This is a genomic window from Spirulina subsalsa PCC 9445, assembly GCF_000314005.1.
Lineage (GTDB): Bacteria > Cyanobacteriota > Cyanobacteriia > Cyanobacteriales > Spirulinaceae > Spirulina_A > Spirulina_A subsalsa.
This window is the reverse complement of record NZ_JH980292.1, coordinates 4,533,155-4,551,710: the sequence shown is the minus strand read 5'-3', so window position 1 is coordinate 4,551,710 and position 18,556 is coordinate 4,533,155. Positions and strand designations below refer to the sequence as shown.

The window sequence follows — 18,556 nt, the reverse complement described above, 5'->3', positions numbered from 1 at the left end:
AACTCAGTTTTGAACCATTATTTTTGAGGAATTTTTACCATGAGTCAATCCATTTTACCCACTGGTAACACCAGTTTAGCCCCCAATCCCGCCTTAGCCGAAATGACCACAGGGGAAAATGAACTGGCTAATTTTATACAAGAAACCCTTGCTTTAACACAACGGTTATTTATTCAACTCCAGCGTCGTCCTTCCACCTTAATAGCGGGGGTAATTCAGCCCTTAATGTGGTTAATTTTATTTGGGGCGTTGTTTTATAAAGCCCCTCAAGGACTCTTCGGATTTGAGGTAAATTATGGGCAGTTTCTTGCTCCCGGTGTGATTGTCTTCACCGCCTTTTCTGGGGCATTAAATGCCGGACTTCCGGTAATGTTTGACCGAGAATTTGGCTTTCTCAATCGTCTATTAGTGGCTCCCCTAACCACTCGTTATTCCATTGTGGCCGCTTCCACCTTGTACATTATCGCCTTGGCCTTTATCCAAACCGGGGTAATTGTCGGGGCGAGTGCCTTACTGGGTGCAGGTTTGCCGGGAATTGGGGGGTTAGGTGCGATCGCCGCCATTGTCTTTTTAATCGTCCTAGGTGTCACAGCCCTCAGTCTAGGTCTGGCCTTTGCCCTCCCCGGACATATTGAACTGATTGCCGTGATTTTTGTCACCAACTTACCCCTACTCTTTGCCAGCACGGCTTTAGCCCCCCTTTCTTTCATGGCCAACTGGTTAAAATGGATTGCTTGTTTTAACCCCTTAACCTATGCCATTGAACCCATTCGTTATCTGTATTTCAACAGTGATTGGGGGTTAAATAGTGTCGTCATGACAGCGCCTTGGGGAGAGATGAATTTCGCCCTTGTGTTAGCGGTGTTAGTCATCTTTGATGGGGTAGTTTTGGCGCTCATTCAGCCCTTATTGCGTCGGCGTTTTGCCTAATCCCGCGACCCATTTTTGGGGGTAGGGCGATGATCCCGTTACCTAAAATGTCGGCTTGTTCGTGAAACGTTGCGCAGCAAAGGCTCTCGGTTTTACCGATGAGATGAAAAGCCGACCAATGTTTGACCATAAAACTAAAAACCCATAGGATTGAATTGGTTTGAATTCCCAGAGTGTTGCAGTAAGCCTGAAATAGGGGTGGAGCTTGAACTCGAAAGTGTCGCACAAGGAGACAAATAGTGGGTAGCGAAAACCACGAAAAACATAGCTAGGGAAACTAACGTAAGCCCAAATCCAGAAAACTCAAGAATTAGATTGTTTTCAGTAATGTGGGGCGCACATTAACTCTAGGTAATTATCCTAGTACGCTCAGGGAGATAAAGCCCTCTGGGATTGTCTAAACTAGGCTTGCTAATTGGTTGGGCCGAACGGTTAGACGGTTTAGGTAATGCTCGCAAGAGATAGGCAATTGTAAGGCGTGTCGATGAACTGAGAATCCCTCGCTTTTAGCGATGGGAGCGTCAAAATCTTGTGGGGTTTCTGAGATTGTAACGGGCTGGATTCTCAGGTAATGGGGGGGAGTTCTGTGCGATCGCCAATTTTATCCGCCAACGCCTTAAAATCCCAATACACCCCAGTTACTGCCCGACTGTGAGCGCCGATTGCACCATCAGCTGGTTTCAGATGAAACATGGGTTTTCGCGCTTCTTGCGCCAGTGGCATTAAACTTTGATAATGTTTCAGCAATGCCAGACAATGATCATCCTTCCCCGGACTAACAGCCGCCTCTCCTTGCCCTTGAATCACCTTGCTTTGATACGTTTCTGGAATCCGCCCCATCCAGCGTTCAAAAGCCCTCACCGGACGGTCAAAACGGATAGCGTGTTGTAGAATCACATACCCAATAGGCTGCATTTTACCCGGTGGTAGCCGAAGGTCTGGGACAGAATTCCGCCCGAAACGATCTTTCCATTCTCCCCGCCAACGTTTCACCGTTGGCCCCAAATTTTTCAGACCTTGGAGGGAAAATAAATCTGGAGCAAGGGGAATTACAATATAATCCGCCGCAATCAAAGCAGCGCGATTAATTGCACCCAAGTTAGGGCCTAAATCCATTAAAACGAGATCCGCCTGATGTTGAATCGCTGATTGATTTAGCAATCTCCAGAAAGCAGAAATTACACGAAAAGCCCTTTCTTTCCCATCCAAACAATCGGGCCATTGCGACGATAATTCATCTTCAAACCCCGATAGGGTTAAATCTCCAACTAACAGATGTAAGTCTAGGTCAATTGTTTCTAATTCTGGCTGGGCAATATCCCCAATGCCTCTTAATAAAGGTTGAATGCAGCGAAAAATACTATTAGGCATTTGGGAATTTTCCCAAATTTGTTCTAGGCGATCTTCCTCTAAAAAAGCGGCCGTTAAATTCGCTTGAGGATCTAAATCTGCGGCGATAACTTTGCGGCCTAAGTCTCTATACATCCAAGCTAGATGATAGACCAAGGAAGTTTTACCCACTCCCCCTTTATTATTGAAAAAAGCAATAATAGGTGGGTTCATAATGAAGACCTCACAATAACTAAAGTATGGGCATCGTCTAAAATAAATTCTGGAGGGGGATTGCCATTTTTCGCTAATTCTTGACGAGCCGTTGGAATGCCAATGCCAAACCGTTGCACATAGCCTAAATTTTTCATTGCTTCTGCTAAATGAGGATTGCGATAATCTGTCACCCCTTGACCTAAGTTTTCTCGATTGACTTGACCAAATAATCCCCCGGGATTAGATATCTCAATTCTATCTTTAAACCAATACACTTTAATTGGAGCATTGGTTGCTTCATAGGAACGGTGTAGAATAGCGTTGCTAACCAATTGTCTTAATGCGGCAATAGGATAATCTGGTTTTTTAATTTCCACAGGTTCTGTGATCGGGTCAGAAGCAATGGAAATATTGACTTTTAAGGTTTGATCTATATTCCTTAGTAAACTCATCAAAGAACCTGTTATTTCCTGTTGGTCTTGAATAGGATCGGTTAAATCCATACCATCAAAACGAATAAATTGTAGGTAAAAACTCGGAATAAATTGCCTCGGATCTTTGCCAACAACCATCACTCCTAAGCGAGTTGGAGATAAACTAGGTTCTGGCGTAGCAAACCTTAAAGAGACTAATTGTTGTGTGATAGAACGCTGATTTTCTTCTAAAATATCCAAAGCGATCGCTACTTGTAAATAATCTTGGGTAAAAGTTTCTAGGTTTAAGTCCTCAAGAGAGGCAGAGACTAAGGGCTGTAAGTCAAAAGGTAAATCACGAAAGCGACGTTTTTCTGTGAGGCGGCGTTCTTCTTCCTGTGTTGCAATAGCTCGTCTGGGACCGACTCGAATCCAAGTCCGTCCCTCAAACCTTACAGGAGGAGCATCGGAGGGTTCTACAATAATAACGGCAAGGTCACAACCCTTGAGGTGATATTTTTTGACCTGTAAAACCGGAAAGGGTAGAATTTTACCTTCATTCCGAATACTAGAAAGGCTTAAAAGTAGGTCATCTGTAATCGGTAAGTTTGCACAAGTTCCATCATCATTGACTCCAATAAAAAGGATGCCCGGTTGATTAGAGTTAGGCAAATCATTGGCAAAGGCGCAAATAGCTTGTCTGATTTTTTTTCCATCAGCAATAGATGCTTTCCGCTCAACACGATCCGATTCTAAATCATTGAGCCATTTTTCTAACTCGTGAGCATCCATTATTTCTGTCCCATTGACTGAACCCGAGCTAAATTCTAGCAAATTAGGGGAATCGGGAGTTGGGAATTGGGAATCGGGAGTCCGGGAACTCTCCCCCCTCTCCCCCCCTGTTCCCTGTTCCCTGTTCCCTAAAATAAAAGAGTTTTAGCTATTCACTATTCCCCTGCTCCCCTGCTCCCCATTCCCCCTTCCCCAAACCCCACCCATAGAACTCCCGCACTGTCCCCCTTGTGGTCAGCGTTGAGAGAATGTCAGAATAGAAAGTTGTTGAGCAACTTTCCGTGAGCATTTCCTTGAGTTCTAATCATCTCGATCCCACGACTCTATTCCCCTTCCAACTGGACTCCTTTCAAAAAAAGGCGATCGCCGCCTTGGATGCCAATAAATCCGTTGTGGTCAGTGTACCAACCGGTTCCGGGAAAACCTTAGTCGGAGAATATGCCATCCATCGGGCCTTACACCGAGGGAAACGGGTCTTTTATACCACCCCCCTCAAAGCCTTATCAAATCAGAAATTTCGGGACTTTCGGGATCAATTTGGGGAACAGTCCGTAGGATTGTTAACCGGAGATGCTTCCTTTAACCGCAATGCCCCGGTTTTGGTCATGACCACGGAAATTTTCCGCAATATGCTCTACGGAACTCCTATCGGTCAGGTGGGAACCTCCCTAGAAGGGGTGGAAACCGTTGTGTTAGATGAATGTCACTACATGAACGATAGCCAACGGGGCACCGTCTGGGAAGAGTCGATTATTTATGCTCCCCCCGAAATTCAATTAGTCGCCCTCTCAGCCACCATTGCCAATGCAGATCAACTGGCGGAATGGATTTCTCAAGTCCATGGTAAAACCGAGTTAATTGAGTCTAATTTCCGCCCCGTCCCCTTAGAATTTTATTTCAGCAATCAACAAGCCCTCTGTCCCCTCTTAAATGAGTCCAAAACCCAGATCAACAGTCGGCTAAAAGGCAAAGGACGACGGAATCCGAAACAACGAGTCAGACGGGAAGATTGCCCTACGGTGGTGGATGTGGTGCGGCAACTCCATGCCCAGGACATGTTACCCGCTATTTACTTTATTTTTAGTCGTCGGGGTTGTGATCAAGCGATGCAGAGGGTTTATGACCTCACCCTCCCCCGAGTCAAACGCCAATCTGAGGAGGAAGACAGCCCCCTGATTCTCATTACCCCAGAGGAGGCCACCCTCCTCAACGAACGGATTGAAGCCTTTTTAAGTCTCAATCCTTCGGTACAGAGTGCGGTGGGACGACAAGGGGTACTAGAGGCACTGTATAAAGGTATTGCGTCCCACCATGCGGGCATTCTACCGGCTTGGAAAGCCTTGATTGAGGAATTGTTTCAAGAGGGGTTGGTTAAGGTGGTGTTTGCCACAGAAACCCTCGCGGCCGGGATTAATATGCCTGCACGGACTACGGTGATTTCGACCATCTCGAAACGCACCGATCACGGCCACCGTCTCCTAACCGCTTCAGAATTCCTGCAAATGGCCGGCCGGGCGGGTCGTCGGGGCATGGATGAAATGGGTCATGTGGTGACTGTCCAGACTCCTTTTGAGGGGAGCAAAGATGCGGCTAATTTAGCCTTGAAAACGCCGGATCCCTTGGTAAGTCGCTTTACCCCCACTTACGGCATGGTGTTAAACCTCCTACAAACCCATTCGGTGGATGAGGCGAAGGATTTGCTAGAGCGGAGTTTTGCCCAATATACAGCCACTTTGCGCTTGTTACCCGAACAACAGGCGATCGCAGAACTGACCACAGAATTGGCGAAACTGGATATAGAACTGGCTCCGGTGACAGACCAACTCCTGCAAGAATACGGCAAATTGAGCGAACGACTGCGGGAAGAACGGCGCTTACTCAAAACCCTACAACACCAAGCCGAAGAAATCCGCAGTAAGGAGATGGCGCGTCAACTGGATCATCTCGGCACGGGGAGCATTGTTTATATTAAGGGCAAATCGACCGATTCTCCACTCCCGGCTGTCCTCTACGCTCAAGCTCCGGGGCGAGGTCAAGCGCCCTATCTGATTTGTTTGGGTCGGGATAATCGTTGGTATGTGCTGTCGTACCATGATTTGATTCAGGTGGATGGTCGCTGTCTCTCTCTCTCGGCGTTAGATCCCCTGACTCCGCCCCCAGAATTGCCCATCAAACGGGGTCAACACCGCAAGGGGGACGAGGTGAGCGCGGCTGTGGGGGAACTCCTGCCAGACCACAGCCCAGAGGTGCCCGAAGCGCCGGAGGTGCTAGAACAAGCAGCCCGTCTGGAAGCGGTGCAGGAACAACTGAAAAATCATCCTCTGAATCAATGGGGGAAACCCAGTAAGTTAATCAAGCGCCATCAACACCGTTTAGATTTACGGGCGGCTTTGCGATCGCGCCAAGAAGCCTTTAAACAGCACCAAACCACCCACTGGCGAGAGTTTACCAATTTAGTGAAAGTCTTGCGAGAGTTTGACGCTTTAGAGCAGTACAAACCAACTCCCCTCGGACAAGCGGCGGCAGCCATTCGAGGGGATAACGAACTATGGTTAGGGTTGGTGTTGGTGTCTGGTTATTTGGACGATTTAGACCCCCACCATTTGGCGGCCTTGGCCTATGTATTAATCTCAGAACCCCCCCGTCCCGATAGTTGGTGTAATTATCTCCCCAACGCGCCCTATTTGCAGGTCATGGATCAGTTAATGCCCCTGCGCAAGCACTTAATTAAATGCCAACACCGTTATAATGTGGTGCTTCCGGTATGGTTGGAACAGGAAACGGCTTTGCTCAGTAGTGTGGTGGAACGCTGGGCGCTGGGCATTGATTGGGATGAACTGTGTGATAACACCAATTTTGATCAAGGGGATTTGGTGCGGATGTTGCGTCGCACGGTGGATTTTCTCTCCCAGATTCCCCATGTGCCGGGGGTGTCTGAGGGCTTACAAAAGAACGCCCGACGAGCGATTCAGTTAATGGAACGCTTCCCAGTACAGGAAATGGCGGGGTTGATGGAGGAATGAATCTCCGTTCTATAAAACCTACCCAAAGCTATACAATAATAGAAGAAGCTGACCAAAACCAGAGAGCATCTGTTTCTTCAGCACTCCAAAACCAAGTATCATCTTTGGTGTTTATTTCCTGATTCATCGTAGTCTCAGAATGACTTCTGAGAGGTTTGTCTACTCCACAGGCTGACACGGTGGAACTCACCGCCAAGTCTGAACGACTCGGAATAAATATCCGTTCAAACCATCGTTCAATATTCTTTGCCGCGTTCAAGTCTCTGTCTTCAGTGTGACCACATTCAGGACAAATGTAGACGCGGTTTTTTAGGGGCATTTTGTGACGATGATTTCCACAGTTAGAGCAAATCTGAGAGCTAGGAAACATCCTATCTACAAGAATTAGTTTGCTATCAAACTTTTCAGTTTTGTATTCTAACTGTCTACGGAACTCGTACATACCACAATCCGCAATCGCGCCCGCTAATTTATGATTCTTCAAAAATGCTTTAATTGATAAATCTTCTATCTTTATTTCGCTGTGGTTTTTAGCAAGATAGTTAGTCAATTTGTGAATAGCATCTTTCCGGATATTGCTGATACGAGCCTGTAATTTACTCAGTTTCTTTATGGCTTTAGCTCTATTCTTAGAACCTTTGACACGCTTGCTAAAACGACGTTGTGAACGCTTTAAACGCTTACTTAAACGTCGGTAAGCTTTAGGGTTAGAAAACGCTTTACCATTAGAACAGACAGCTAATTCTTTGATGCCAATGTCAACACCTACAGACGGTCTATCAATGGCGACATGAGGTTTTTCAATCTCATATTTGATAGCGATAAACCATCTGTCAGCTTGTCTTGAAATCACACAATTATGAACGGCTGTAACGGGTAATGGTTCAGCCAAACGTACCCAACCAATAGAAGGCAACTTGACACGTTTACCATCGTTTTGAATTTTAGGTGATGCTTTAGTGCCAGATTCTAAGTAGAAAGAATCGCGTTGACCTTTCTTTTTGAAACGTGGTTGTTTAGATGTCTTTTTGAAACATCTATCCCAAGCTACGCGGCAATCAGCCAAAGCTTTCTGAGGTACATTTTTATTAACTTCGTAATACCAATCGTGTTGTGATTTCACTTCAGCAACCAACTTTTTATGTAAATCGATTGCTGAAGGAACTTTGACATTTTTATCAGTTTTACGTTGCTCTAAAACATTCTGTATAGTTGCGTTTGCCCAATTGTAGGCATGACGCGCCACACCTGATGCTTTACGAAACAACGTTTCCTGTTTGTTATTTGGTATCAAAGCTGTCTTGAAACTGAGTAACACTGTTCGACCTCCAATGTTTTCTTGACTTCTCTAATATATACCCATATCTACCTACCTCCGAACAGTCTTTACAGAGACACCTAGCTCTTTAGCCGCATTCCCTATTGAAATAGTCATTTGAGAGTCTCCCATAACTTGATGCCAATCAGGACTACTCTCAATATATAGACGTTCCGTTAGTTTTGTCTAGTTATGGGTAGAAATTACCGAACAGTTTCTAACCCCTCTCCCCTGCTCCCTGCTCCCCGTTCCCTAGCCCAGTTATTCAGCAGACCCTATCTAGGAACGCCAGACCAAGATATCTAGGACAGAAACCACCACACTGGCTAGGGTGAGGAGCAAACAGGCGATCGCAATCCCTTCCCCCCATTTCCCCCAAGAATCCTCGGGATGGAATCCGGGGAGTTGGGTGAGGAGATATCCCCCCAGAAAGCCCCCTAAATGCCCCCAGTTGTCCACGTTGGGCATAATGACCCCAAAAACAAACAACACCACCGCATAGGACAGGGCTTTGCGTCGCAAGTTACGATTGCGCATTTTCTGACCATAGGATACCAGCGCCCCAAACAGCCCGAAAATGGCTCCAGAAGCCCCTACAGACAACTGCGCCCCGTGAAAGAGGGCGGGAGCATCCAAGAGATAAACCCCGGCTAAACTGCTTAAAAAGGCCCCTGTGATGGCCGCGCAGGTGTAGATCACCACCAAACGACTCGCCCCGTAAACCTGACCCACCCCAGCCCCCAAATCCCTCACCCACAACATATTGAAGACAATATGTAATAAACTGCCATGTAACCAAGCGGCACTTAAAACAGTCCACCAGCGCCCTAATTCAAAGACAGGAATCGCCCCGGTTGCCCCAAAGAGAACTAAAGCAAAGGTATTGGGGGCTAAAAAATTCATCATCCCTACCCCCCCAATGCTTGAACCACTGAGGATAAGGGTGGCAATGTAGAGGAGACTACAGCCCCAAATGGCGATCGCAATAAAACGCTGGTGAGTCAACCAACGCTCCGAAGTCCTAGGTTCATCGTGCCACAGAATACAGCCACAATGGGGACAAGCCGGCACGTCCGGATTAATCCATTGCTCACAAACCGGGCAACTCATAACCTCTGATTCTGGGAGGGATTCTTTCATGCAAAATGTTAGGGAAAACGGTTAACAGTCAGAGAACTTTTTCCGGGTCGGAACAGGAGTGTTAAGATCAGTAACGAATCTACAAGATAGTTTAACGAAACTTACGACCTCATGTCATCGACCGCTCACCCCTTACCCCCAACACTGGACAAAATTGTGCAACGTTTCAAGCGCCGCACAGACCCAAAACAACGTTATCAACAATTGCTCTGGTATGCCAACCGATTAGATCCGATGGCCGACCAAGATAAAACCCCAGAAAACAAGGTACATGGCTGCGTCTCTCAAGTGTTCATCACCGCCGATTTAGTGGATGGTAAAGTAATTTATCATGGGGACTCCGACGCTCAATTAGTGAAAGGGTTAGTCGCCTTACTCATTGAAGGACTCAATGAATTAACCCCCGAAGAAATCCTTGCTGTCACCCCAGACTTTATTGAAGAAACGGGATTACGAGTCAGTCTTACCCCATCCCGTGCCAATGGTTTTTACAATATTTTTCAAATGATGAAGAAAAAAGCATTAGGGTTTCAACTAGCCAGTCAACAAGCTTAATTCTCTTCGTCTTCTAGGGGGGTTTCCGAAATGACCCTAGAACAAGACCAATTACTCGGCAAGGCAGAAGGCCAACCTAAACGCAATGCTTCGGGACAAATGGTCATAACCGTTAATTGACAATCAATCAGTTGAAACCCGAATTTTTCCACCTGTTTGAGACTATGTTTCAAAATCGAATCATTGTTAAACTCGGTGGTTTTATTGCATTGAATACAAACCATATGATGGTGATGGTGAGGATAGGGTTGGTTGAGTTCATAATGCTTATGACCTTCTGCCAGTTCCAATTCTCGTAAAATCCCCATCCGTGCCATCAGTTTTACACTACGGTAGATCGTCGATAGACTAATGGTTTCCCCTCGTTGGTCGAGTAATGAATATAACTCCTCTGCGCTTAAATGGTTGCCTCGGGGCAAATTTTGGAAAACGTGGAGGATTTTTTCTCGTTGGGGAGTTAAGCGCCAGCCTCGGGAGTTTAATTCTGCTTTTAAGGTGGTGGCTGTGTAAGGAAGCATAGAATTCTCAGGAAAAACGACTTGTTGACAAGCATAGCCCTTTTTCAGGATAACTTGCAACAAGTCCCAATAATTGAGAATCTTTAGCAAATATCTGAGCGCGTGAACAGTAATGAGTAAATGGCTCATGCTGTTGACTGCCAAAACCGCAAGCGTTGTGTCTCTAGACCTTTCCCCGCTCTTCGGTCAATTACGACCCACAGTGGATATAGTAGATCAGGACAATCAGGAGAGAAACTGGTGAGCGAAAAGCAGGAAAAACCCACTAATGTGTGGGTCGAAATTGGCTCTATTGTAGGGACGAGCATTGTTTTAGCGTTAATTATCCGGACTTTTTTAGGGGATGTTCGCTATATTCCCTCAGAGTCGATGTTACCGACGCTGCAAGTGAATGATCGTCTCATTATTGACAAGGTGACGTTACGTTTCCGCACTCCCTACCGGGGGGAAATTATCGTGTTTTACCCTCCTGATACGGCACTGAAATGTGATCCGACGAAAACACTACCCATCCGAGATGCTTATATTAAACGGGTGATTGGTTTGCCGGGGGATAAAATCGAGGTAACGGGGGGACAGATTTTTGTCAATGGGCAAGCCTTAACGGAGAATTATATTAATGAACCGCCTAATTATGAGGGGACTTTCCCAACAGTGGCAGCAGATTCTTATTTAGTATTAGGAGATAATCGCAATAAAAGCTGTGATTCCTTTGTCTGGGGGGTTGTTCCGGCTGACAATATTATTGGGCGGGCGATGGTGCGCATTTGGCCGTTAAACCGTCTGGGGAGTAGGTTTGATTAATTGGGGGGGTAGAGAAATTGAGAATTCATCATTTGACACAGTGCTGATAGACGCTTAACCCAAGTCAGGTTGACAGATTAATAATTCTTGTTTCCTGTTGACCGTCGTCTGCGACACCGATCCGAACAGTATTTGACCTCATCCCAACAGTCCGCCCATTTTTTGCGCCAATTAAAAGGGCGATCGCACACTGGACAGATTTTGCTGGGGATGTCAGATTTTTTCCGTTGACGTGCCATTGTATCTAGGGTTGACTGAATAACACCAGACGCTAGCCCCCTGTTGAGAACTTTTAACCCACATCCTAGGGGGAATTCACGAATTCCCCCCACCACAACCGATTGTTACTGTTATTTCTCCATCAACTGCAACATTTCATAGGTTAAAACCATACTCTCTTCATAGAGCATATCTTTCCCCCAACGTTGCAATTGTTGACCCAATAACTGTTCCGTTTTTTGGTCAGAAAGAGAACTCACTTGATTAATCCGGCAAGACTGAGCGCCCCCTCCTGATTCCATACGCATACAGCCCGTAGTTTCCGAACATAACACCGTACAACAATCCGCCTCGCGGTTGGTAGAGTCCAGTTTTAAACTAATTAAATCCCCCGGAATATCCCCCCAATCCGCCGTAGGAATACCCGCCAACTCGACAGCAATTTGACGCTGTTCTTTCCCCACAAAACGAATACGACGGATATCATAATCCCCCCCTTCATACTCATAGGAAATCGGTTTCCACTGTAACCGACTGGCTAACCACCCTAAATATAATAAGGCTTGGGAAGGATTGCCCTTTTCATAGTCAATCACCACTTGATCCACTTCCCAAATTTGTAAACGACGTTCAGGGGGATCAAAAGCTTCCGCCGCTAACTCTTGCCAAGGGGCAATCCGCCGCCAATTTAAATCCGCAATGGGCAATCCTTGGGCAATTAACCCCCCGATACAATTTAAATCCTCTTCGGCATGGCTGAAACTACTGGAGTCCACAATAATAGTGTCGCAATTTTTCACCAAGCGCTGGAACAATCCATAGTCCGATTGGGGAGTTGCTTTCCACCAGATGAATTTCGGTAAGTCGGGGATCATGAGGGCGGAAATAATGCCCCCAATCCGTTCTAGGGCTTCTGCGGTGCCGCGTAGGTTGATATATTCACAACAAATTAAGGTGCTGCTACTGCGCTTTTGAATGGGGCAGTAGGCGGACACTTGGGCTTGTACCCCTTCATCAGCCCCGGTGGTGGGGCAAAGGGTGATGATGCGGCAAGGATTGGAGGAGGCGATCGCATCAGCCACCCCTGCCCCATCCAAATCCGGCGCATACTGCAACGCCGCCCGCAAATTATCCGGCGTTTGTTTATCCAACACCGTCAACTGTTCAAACTCCGCCTTAAGCCGTTTGATAAACGCCTCATCGGATTTACCCGTCACCTCAAAATCATAGACCTTTTGTGCCGCCTTAATCGCCGCCTCAGTGCGAGCACCCGAAATGCCATCAATCGGCCCCGTATAGAACCCTAACGCCGCCAACAACAATTGAGTACCATCAGGTTCATAAATCAGAAAACTAAAGGTTGTAGCGCGAGTGGCCGCTAAACCCTCTTCACCAGAACTATAGTTTTGCCAAATATCCCGTAAAGATGCCTCAATTTCATCAATCGAAACATCTTTAGGGGCTTGGAGAGAAACCAAAGGGGGGGAAGTTGGAACCATAATCAGGTAATAGGTAATGGGTAATAGGGAATAGACAATCTTGACAAGTTAAGCCCGTATTGTCCCCCCCTTCCAAAGGGGGGCTAGGGGGGGATAAATCCCCTGAACAGCGAGCTAGAGCAGATCAGACCTTACAACCTGCGCCAACGCCGTCCATCGCGATTAATCAAAAACTCAGCCTCCGTCGGTTGCCAAGTTCCAGCCTCATACTGAGGAATTGTAGCCGGATCAGCCGGAGCATCCCAAGCCGCCAACGCCGGAGTCACCACCCGCCAAGCCTCCTCTACCTCATCCCCCCGGGTAAACAGCGTTTGATCCCCTAACATACAATCCAACAACAAACGATTGTAAGCATCTGCCGTTTCCATACCAAAAGAACTCCCATAACTGAAGTCCATATCCACCGTCCGCGTCCGCAAATCCGGCCCCGGCATTTTCGCCTCAAAGCGTAAATTAATCCCCTCATTGGGTTGAATGCGCATAGCCAGAATATTAGGACTGGTTTGTTGGGCGGCCGACTGGAAAATCAGCAACGGCACCTCCTTAAACTGAATGGCAATTTCACTCACCTTTTTAGGTAAACGTTTCCCCGTGCGCAAATAAAACGGCACCCCTTTCCAGCGCCAGTTATCAATCATTAACTTCATCGCCACAAAGGTCGGGGTAGTCGTACCCGGTTTAACCCCCGGTTCTTCCCGATACCCCGGAATGGGTTTCCCCTTCATCCACCCGGCGGAATACTGCCCCCGAATGGCCGAACGATCTAGGTTTTGGGTATCAGCCAAGTGCATGGCCTGAAAGACTTTCACCTTTTCATTGCGGATACTGTCCGCATCAAGAGAATTGGGGGCATCCATGGCGGTGATAGCTAAAAGCTGCATGAGGTGGTTTTGTACCATATCCCGCAGTGCGCCAGAGGTTTCATAATAGCCCGCCCGGTCTTCTACCCCCACACTTTCGGCGACGGTGATTTGAATATGATCAACATAGTTCCGATTCCAAAGGGGTTCAAAAATGGCATTAGCAAAACGGAACACGAGGATATTTTGTACCGTTTCTTTGCCCAAATAGTGGTCAATCCGGTATACCTGATCTTCCCGGCAAACTTCCTGAACGACCCGATTTAGAGCCTTGGCACTGCCTAAATCCTTACCAAAGGGTTTTTCTATCACCACCCGGTTTTTAATGGGGTCTTTGAGCATTCCGGCGGCTCCAAGGTTTCTTAAACCGGGGACAAAGAAGTTAGGGGAAACAGCGAGGTAAAAAACACGGTTGCCCCGGGTGCCGCGTTTGCCGTCGAGTTCACCGAGGAGGGTGTTAAGTTTCTCGTAACTGGCGGCCTCGTCCATGTTGCCGGAACAGTAAAAGAGGCCTTGGGCGAAATCGTTCCAGACGGCCTCGCTACCAATGCCCCCGCCAAATTCTTCCACACCTTGGCGCATTTGTTCCCGGAAATAGTCGTCACTCCAATCTCGACGCGCTACCCCAACAATGGTGATTTCGGGGGGAAGGCGGCGTTCTTGTTTGAGTTGATAGAGGGCGGGAACTAATTTCCGTTGAGTCAGGTCGCCCGATGCCCCAAAGATAGTTAAAATCAGGGGTTCGGGGGTTCGTTCTTGTTGAAGTCCAACGCGCAGGGGGTTTTCTTGCAGGGTTATCATGGGCAGGAATTGGAAGAATTGAGAAGTAGTGATTACTGAAAAAGTCTGGGAGTCGGGAGAGGGGGAGAGAGGGAGAGGGGGAATCGTGAACAGCAAAAACTCCTACCGATTCACCTATTACCTATTCCCTATTCCCTTTCAGCAGGCCCCCATTAACTAGACGGTGGCGAGTTGTTTAACTTTGTCTTCGAGGGAAGCCATGAGGGAGTCGAAGGGTTTGATAAATTTATCAATGCCTTCTTCTAACAATTCGGCCATGACCGCATCTAGATTAATGTCCACGTCGGGATCTTGTAGTGTACTGATGTACTGTTTCGCCGTTTCGAGGTCAGACTCAATCCGATTCGCGGGATCACAGTGATCAGCACAAGCTTCTACGGTTTGGGGGGGAAGGGTGTTCACGGTGTCGGGGCCAATGAGTTCGTCTACATACATGACATCGCTGTATTCGGGGTTTTTGGTGCTGGTACTCGCCCAGAGGAGGCGTTGCACTTTGGCTCCTTTGGCGGCTAGGGTTTGCCACCGTTCGCCGCCGAAAATTTCTTTATAGTGTTGATAGGCAATTTTAGCGTTAGCAATGGCGATTTTGCCTTTGAGGGCAATGAGTTTGCTGGCTACGTCCTGACTGACTCCGGCTTTGATTTTGGTATCCAGACGGTCATCTATGTTGCTATCAATACGACTGAGGAAGAAGCTGGCAACGGAGGCGATGTTATGAATGGGTTGGCCTTGGGCTGCCCGTTTTTCGAGGCCTTTGATGTAAGCCCAAGCGGTGTCAATGTAACTCTGGACGGAAAAGAGTAGGGTGACGTTGACGTTGATTCCTTCTGCAATAACGGCTTCAACGGCGGGGAGACCTTCGGGGGTGCCAGGAATTTTAATCATGACGTTTTCCCGATTAATGGCTTGATAATACCGGATGGCTTCTTGGATGGTGCTGTCGGTGTCTTTGGCTAGGTTGGGGGGGACTTCAATGCTGACATAGCCATCAAGTCCTTGGGTGGCTTCGTAGACGGGCTTAAAGACATCACAGGCGTTGCGGATGTCGTCGAATACGAGGGACTCATAAATCTCTAGGGTGGACTGTCCGGCTTCAATTCCGGCGCGGATGGCTGTGTCATAGATTTTATTGCCTGCGATCGCCTTTTCAAAAATCGCTGGGTTAGACGTAATGCCATGAATGCCCCGAGTTTCAATTAAGCTGGCTAATTCCCCGGACTCAATTAAATCTCGACTTAGGTTATCAAGCCAAATACTTTGGCCGTATTGTTTTTCAATGTCTAAAATTGGGTTGGTTGTAGTCATAATCGACCTCCTTAGATGGGGAATTGATGATTGATAAGAGTTGGTTTATTGGGTTTCGCTGGCGCTGTGCGTAATCTACAAACTGGTTGCGGGGGGCGTTGGGTTTCGCTGCCGCTACACCCAACCTACGAACTACTACAAGCTACAAACTGGTTATTGATTGCGTTTAGCGTAGTCTTGAATGAAGGACTCGACTAACTGGACATCTTGGGGACTCCCAATAATTAAAGGGGTACGGTAATGAAGTTTATCGGGAACGACATCTAATAAACGATTAGTTCCTGTACTGGCTTTTCCTCCAGCTTGTTCAATCAAAAAAGCAAGGGGGGCAGACTCATAAAGTAGTCTTAACTTTCCCTCTGGTTTATTCAGCATTCCCGGATATAAAAACACACCACCTTGTAACAAAATCCGGTGAATATCTCCCACTAATGCGCCACTGTAACGGGCGGTGTAGCCTTCGTGACGGTGAACATAACGGATATAGTCTCGTAAGGATTCTTCCCACTGCCAGAAGTTCCCCTCATTCACACTATAAACCGGGCCATGTTCAGGGATCTTGATATTTTCTTCTGCTAAAATAAACTCGCCTAAACTGGGGTCTAAAATAAACGAATGCACCCCATCTCCCACCGAATAAACTAAAACCGTTGAAGGACCATAAAGAATATATCCGGCGGCAATTTGTTTATGTCCATCTTGCAATAAATCTACTGCTTCGCCGTCTAAATCTTCTCCCTCCTGTTGACGAATTGAAAAGATAGATCCCACGTTTAAATTAATATCAACATTGGACGAGCCATCAATAGGATCATAAAGCAACGTATAGCGTCCAATGGGGCAATTTTCGGGGATGTAATAGGGTTTGTCCATCTCTTCCGAGGCTAAACGACAAACCAGACCACTTTGTTTAAAAACAGAGATAAATACATCATTGGCGTAAACGTCCATTTTCTTTACAGACTCGCCTTGAACGTTCACTTCTCCGGTAAATCCTAATACCCCTGCCATTAATCCGGCACGACTCAAGCGCCTTGCAATGAGTTTCCCGGCGAGGGCGATTCGGTTCATAATCGCGCTAATATCCTGGGCTTCAGGAGACAATAGCGAGGGAGCATTAAGTGTTTTAACGGTTTGCTGTAAGACATGGCGGGATAAGGTGGTACAATCCCGATCTAATGCCTGCTCTGGGACAACTGATGGCGCTGTGGATGACGTTACAGCTTGCTCTGATGTTGTCATATTTTCCCCTCCAAGATGAGCAGTAATTCTCAAGGGGAAGTTGAGAAGATGGTCACTCCAGAATCCTGTCGATTGGCACGACAAAACTACTCCCCCTTTTTGATCCATGATAGGGAGATATGAGGGGAAAGGGGCTGAACTTTACATAGGTTTCAGATTTAGGGGGAATTTTGGGCAAATTCTGCCAAATTAAGTCAAAATACCTAGGGCTTGTTGGGAAAGTTGGGGAACAGGGAATAGGGGATAGGGAATAGGGATTAGGGATTAGGGATTAGGGATTAGGGAATAGGGATTAGGGAATAGGGATTAGGGATTAGGGAATAGGGAATAAGTCTTAATTCCCCCTCTCCCCCCCTCTCCCTCTCTCACTCTCTCCCCCTCTCTCCCCGACTCCCGACTCCCGACTCCCGACTCCCGACTCCCCCCCTTTTCCCCGTTCCCTAATCAATTTGAATAGGCTGGGGGCCGTTATTGTTGCCGTTGTTGTCATTGCCCCCGGAATTGGACAGATTGACGGCTCCTTGTTCTTTGAGCCAACTTTTGAGGGGATCTTCATTTAGATTGAGTTTAAAGACACCGGAAAAAAAGCCGCCCATAAAGGCAATGGGTTGTTGTAGAAGTTCTTTCCCTAGGGGCGTGAGTTCATCAAGAAACATAGCTACACTCCGCAAATGAAGATTCGTTAAGGATGGTTGTCCTTTGGGATCATAGCGTGTTTCTGGGGTGTGGGGGTGAGGTTTTGGTGTTTATCTGAGAAATTCATTACAATTTGTAAAGGTATCATTATCCCCAGAATTCCCATGAGTTTAGAACAAATTGCCACCCAACTGGAAAGCGAGAATTCCCGCGATCGCATGATTGCCCTAGCCTCTCTGCGGGACTTTTCCCCCTCGGAGGCTTTCCCCCTGATTAAAAAAGTCCTCAACGATGAAGTGCTGCAAATTCGCTCAATGGCCGTCTTTGCCTTGGGGATTAAACCCACGGAGGAGAGTTTTGAGATTTTAGTGAAACTGCTGGAAACGGATCCCGATTATGGCATTCGGGCAGATGCGGCCGGGGCATTAGGGTATTTAGAAGATCCTCGGGCTTTTGAACCGTTGGTGCGGGCGTTTTATGAGGATACAGAATGGTTAGTGCGTTTTAGTGCGGCCGTGTCTTTGGGCAACTTAAAAGACATCCGAGCGAAAGAGGCTCTAATCAGCGCGCTGAAAGGGGATGAGGTAGTTCTACATCAAGCGGCGATCGCCGCCCTCGGTGAAATTAAAGCCCTTGATGCCGTCCCAGAAATGCTCAACTTTGTCTCATCCCCCGATTGGTTAGTTCGTCAACGTTTAGCCGAAGCCCTCGGCCATCTGCCCTGTGAACAAAGCCTTTCGGCCCTAAGATACCTCGTCAAAGACAGCCACCCCCAAGTTCACCAAGCCGCCGCCCTTTCTTTGCAACGGCTCGAAACCGAATCATAATACAATGGGGATTAACAGCCCTGAGTTAGACTGTTTCAGCCTGACTCAGGAGGAGCAGTAACGGGGAGACAAAACCCCCGTTTATGGTCGATTGTCTCTATTGTGTTTTCCCCAGAACAGCGATTTTTT

Annotated in this window: 16 protein-coding genes and 1 pseudogene; 5 read left to right on the top strand and 12 right to left on the bottom strand. The window is 47.2% G+C overall.

Annotated features, from left to right (window positions below; all coding sequences use genetic code 11):
• Positions 1-39: 39 nt before the first annotated feature.
• Positions 40-930 carry an ABC transporter permease gene (locus tag SPI9445_RS0120785; protein WP_017306717.1) on the top strand — a complete coding sequence of 297 codons (891 nt, stop codon included), beginning with the start codon at positions 40-42 and terminating at the stop codon, positions 928-930.
• Between the two features lie 564 nt (positions 931-1,494).
• On the opposite strand, the gene SPI9445_RS0120780 is transcribed toward SPI9445_RS0120785, so the two are convergent.
• Both SPI9445_RS0120780 and SPI9445_RS0120775 read right to left on the bottom strand, forming a co-directional pair.
• A complete protein-coding gene (locus tag SPI9445_RS0120780; protein WP_017306716.1) occupies positions 1,495-2,493 on the bottom strand; it encodes a ParA family protein in 999 nt (332 codons plus the stop codon).
• Positions 2,490-3,680: an ATP-binding protein gene (locus SPI9445_RS0120775; protein WP_017306715.1), complete on the bottom strand. Its 1,191-nt coding sequence runs from the start codon at positions 3,678-3,680 to the stop codon at positions 2,490-2,492. Before SPI9445_RS0120775 ends, SPI9445_RS0120780 begins: the two co-directional genes overlap by 4 nt.
• Before the next feature lie 281 nt (positions 3,681-3,961).
• On the opposite strand from SPI9445_RS0120775, the gene SPI9445_RS0120760 reads away from it, so the two are divergent.
• The gene (locus tag SPI9445_RS0120760) at positions 3,962-6,703 is read left to right on the top strand and encodes a DEAD/DEAH box helicase (protein ID WP_017306712.1); all 2,742 of its coding nucleotides are present in this window, start codon (positions 3,962-3,964) and stop codon (positions 6,701-6,703) included.
• 28 nt (positions 6,704-6,731) lie between these two features.
• Here SPI9445_RS0120760 and SPI9445_RS26435 read toward each other — a convergent pair whose 3' ends face one another.
• The 3 genes and pseudogenes from SPI9445_RS26435 to SPI9445_RS0120750 form a co-directional block, all read right to left on the bottom strand.
• Positions 6,732-8,021: an RNA-guided endonuclease InsQ/TnpB family protein gene (locus SPI9445_RS26435; RefSeq protein ID WP_017306711.1), complete on the bottom strand. Its 1,290-nt coding sequence runs from the start codon at positions 8,019-8,021 to the stop codon at positions 6,732-6,734.
• Between the two features lie 54 nt (positions 8,022-8,075).
• A pseudogene (locus SPI9445_RS32240) lies at positions 8,076-8,153 on the bottom strand (IS607 family transposase); the annotation flags it as partial.
• A gap of 147 nt (positions 8,154-8,300) precedes the next feature.
• Positions 8,301-9,161: a rhomboid family intramembrane serine protease gene (locus SPI9445_RS0120750; RefSeq protein WP_017306710.1), complete on the bottom strand. Its 861-nt coding sequence runs from the start codon at positions 9,159-9,161 to the stop codon at positions 8,301-8,303.
• A gap of 111 nt (positions 9,162-9,272) precedes the next feature.
• On the opposite strand from SPI9445_RS0120750, the gene SPI9445_RS0120745 reads away from it, so the two are divergent.
• Positions 9,273-9,716: a SufE family protein gene (locus SPI9445_RS0120745; protein WP_017306709.1), complete on the top strand. Its 444-nt coding sequence runs from the start codon at positions 9,273-9,275 to the stop codon at positions 9,714-9,716.
• Here the strand turns inward: SPI9445_RS0120745 and SPI9445_RS0120740 are convergent.
• The gene (locus SPI9445_RS0120740) at positions 9,713-10,234 is read right to left on the bottom strand and encodes a ferric uptake regulation protein (protein WP_026079977.1); all 522 of its coding nucleotides are present in this window, start codon (positions 10,232-10,234) and stop codon (positions 9,713-9,715) included. The genes SPI9445_RS0120745 and SPI9445_RS0120740 overlap by 4 nt on opposite strands.
• 240 nt (positions 10,235-10,474) lie before the next feature.
• Between SPI9445_RS0120740 and lepB the strand changes: the two genes are divergently transcribed.
• Positions 10,475-11,038: a signal peptidase I gene (gene lepB / locus SPI9445_RS0120730; protein WP_017306706.1), complete on the top strand. Its 564-nt coding sequence runs from the start codon at positions 10,475-10,477 to the stop codon at positions 11,036-11,038.
• Positions 11,039-11,115: 77 nt separating this feature from the next.
• Here the strand turns inward: lepB and SPI9445_RS28910 are convergent, their stop codons facing one another.
• The 6 genes from SPI9445_RS28910 to SPI9445_RS0120700 all read right to left on the bottom strand — a co-directional run bounded on the left by SPI9445_RS28910 (position 11,116) and on the right by SPI9445_RS0120700 (position 17,620).
• Positions 11,116-11,277: a DUF2256 domain-containing protein gene (locus SPI9445_RS28910; RefSeq protein WP_071525362.1), complete on the bottom strand. Its 162-nt coding sequence runs from the start codon at positions 11,275-11,277 to the stop codon at positions 11,116-11,118.
• A gap of 111 nt (positions 11,278-11,388) precedes the next feature.
• Positions 11,389-12,756: a glucose-6-phosphate dehydrogenase assembly protein OpcA gene (gene opcA, locus SPI9445_RS0120725; RefSeq protein ID WP_017306705.1), complete on the bottom strand. Its 1,368-nt coding sequence runs from the start codon at positions 12,754-12,756 to the stop codon at positions 11,389-11,391.
• A 131-nt stretch (positions 12,757-12,887) separates the two neighbouring features.
• Positions 12,888-14,417 (bottom strand): glucose-6-phosphate dehydrogenase, encoded by a 1,530-nt coding sequence (gene zwf, locus SPI9445_RS0120720; RefSeq protein WP_017306704.1) that lies wholly within the window; start codon positions 14,415-14,417, stop codon positions 12,888-12,890.
• A gap of 156 nt (positions 14,418-14,573) precedes the next feature.
• A complete protein-coding gene (gene tal / locus SPI9445_RS0120710; RefSeq protein ID WP_017306702.1) occupies positions 14,574-15,722 on the bottom strand; it encodes a transaldolase in 1,149 nt (382 codons plus the stop codon).
• A gap of 153 nt (positions 15,723-15,875) precedes the next feature.
• Positions 15,876-16,964 (bottom strand): class 1 fructose-bisphosphatase, encoded by a 1,089-nt coding sequence (gene fbp, locus SPI9445_RS0120705; protein WP_017306701.1) that lies wholly within the window; start codon positions 16,962-16,964, stop codon positions 15,876-15,878.
• A gap of 440 nt (positions 16,965-17,404) precedes the next feature.
• Entirely contained in the window at positions 17,405-17,620 is a 216-nt protein-coding gene (locus SPI9445_RS0120700; RefSeq protein ID WP_017306700.1) for a ssl0294 family protein, read from the bottom strand.
• A gap of 144 nt (positions 17,621-17,764) precedes the next feature.
• Between SPI9445_RS0120700 and SPI9445_RS0120695 the strand changes: the two genes are divergently transcribed.
• Positions 17,765-18,427 (top strand): HEAT repeat domain-containing protein, encoded by a 663-nt coding sequence (locus tag SPI9445_RS0120695; protein ID WP_017306699.1) that lies wholly within the window; start codon positions 17,765-17,767, stop codon positions 18,425-18,427.
• Positions 18,428-18,556 lie beyond the last annotated feature (129 nt).

Coding starts and splice junctions, on each gene's coding strand:
- opcA (WP_017306705.1), bottom strand. CDS start 12,756: ATGGTTCCAACTTCCCCCCCTTTGGTTTCTCTCCAAGCCCCTAAAGAT.
- SPI9445_RS0120740 (WP_026079977.1), bottom strand. CDS start 10,234: ATGCTTCCTTACACAGCCACCACCTTAAAAGCAGAATTAAACTCCCGA.
- SPI9445_RS0120775 (WP_017306715.1), bottom strand. CDS start 3,680: ATGGATGCTCACGAGTTAGAAAAATGGCTCAATGATTTAGAATCGGAT.
- SPI9445_RS0120745 (WP_017306709.1), top strand. CDS start 9,273: ATGTCATCGACCGCTCACCCCTTACCCCCAACACTGGACAAAATTGTG.
- SPI9445_RS0120780 (WP_017306716.1), bottom strand. CDS start 2,493: ATGAACCCACCTATTATTGCTTTTTTCAATAATAAAGGGGGAGTGGGT.
- tal (WP_017306702.1), bottom strand. CDS start 15,722: ATGACTACAACCAACCCAATTTTAGACATTGAAAAACAATACGGCCAA.
- zwf (WP_017306704.1), bottom strand. CDS start 14,417: ATGATAACCCTGCAAGAAAACCCCCTGCGCGTTGGACTTCAACAAGAA.
- SPI9445_RS0120700 (WP_017306700.1), bottom strand. CDS start 17,620: ATGTTTCTTGATGAACTCACGCCCCTAGGGAAAGAACTTCTACAACAA.
- SPI9445_RS0120785 (WP_017306717.1), top strand. CDS start 40: ATGAGTCAATCCATTTTACCCACTGGTAACACCAGTTTAGCCCCCAAT.
- SPI9445_RS0120695 (WP_017306699.1), top strand. CDS start 17,765: ATGAGTTTAGAACAAATTGCCACCCAACTGGAAAGCGAGAATTCCCGC.
- SPI9445_RS0120750 (WP_017306710.1), bottom strand. CDS start 9,161: ATGAAAGAATCCCTCCCAGAATCAGAGGTTATGAGTTGCCCGGTTTGT.
- SPI9445_RS28910 (WP_071525362.1), bottom strand. CDS start 11,277: ATGGCACGTCAACGGAAAAAATCTGACATCCCCAGCAAAATCTGTCCA.
- fbp (WP_017306701.1), bottom strand. CDS start 16,964: ATGACAACATCAGAGCAAGCTGTAACGTCATCCACAGCGCCATCAGTT.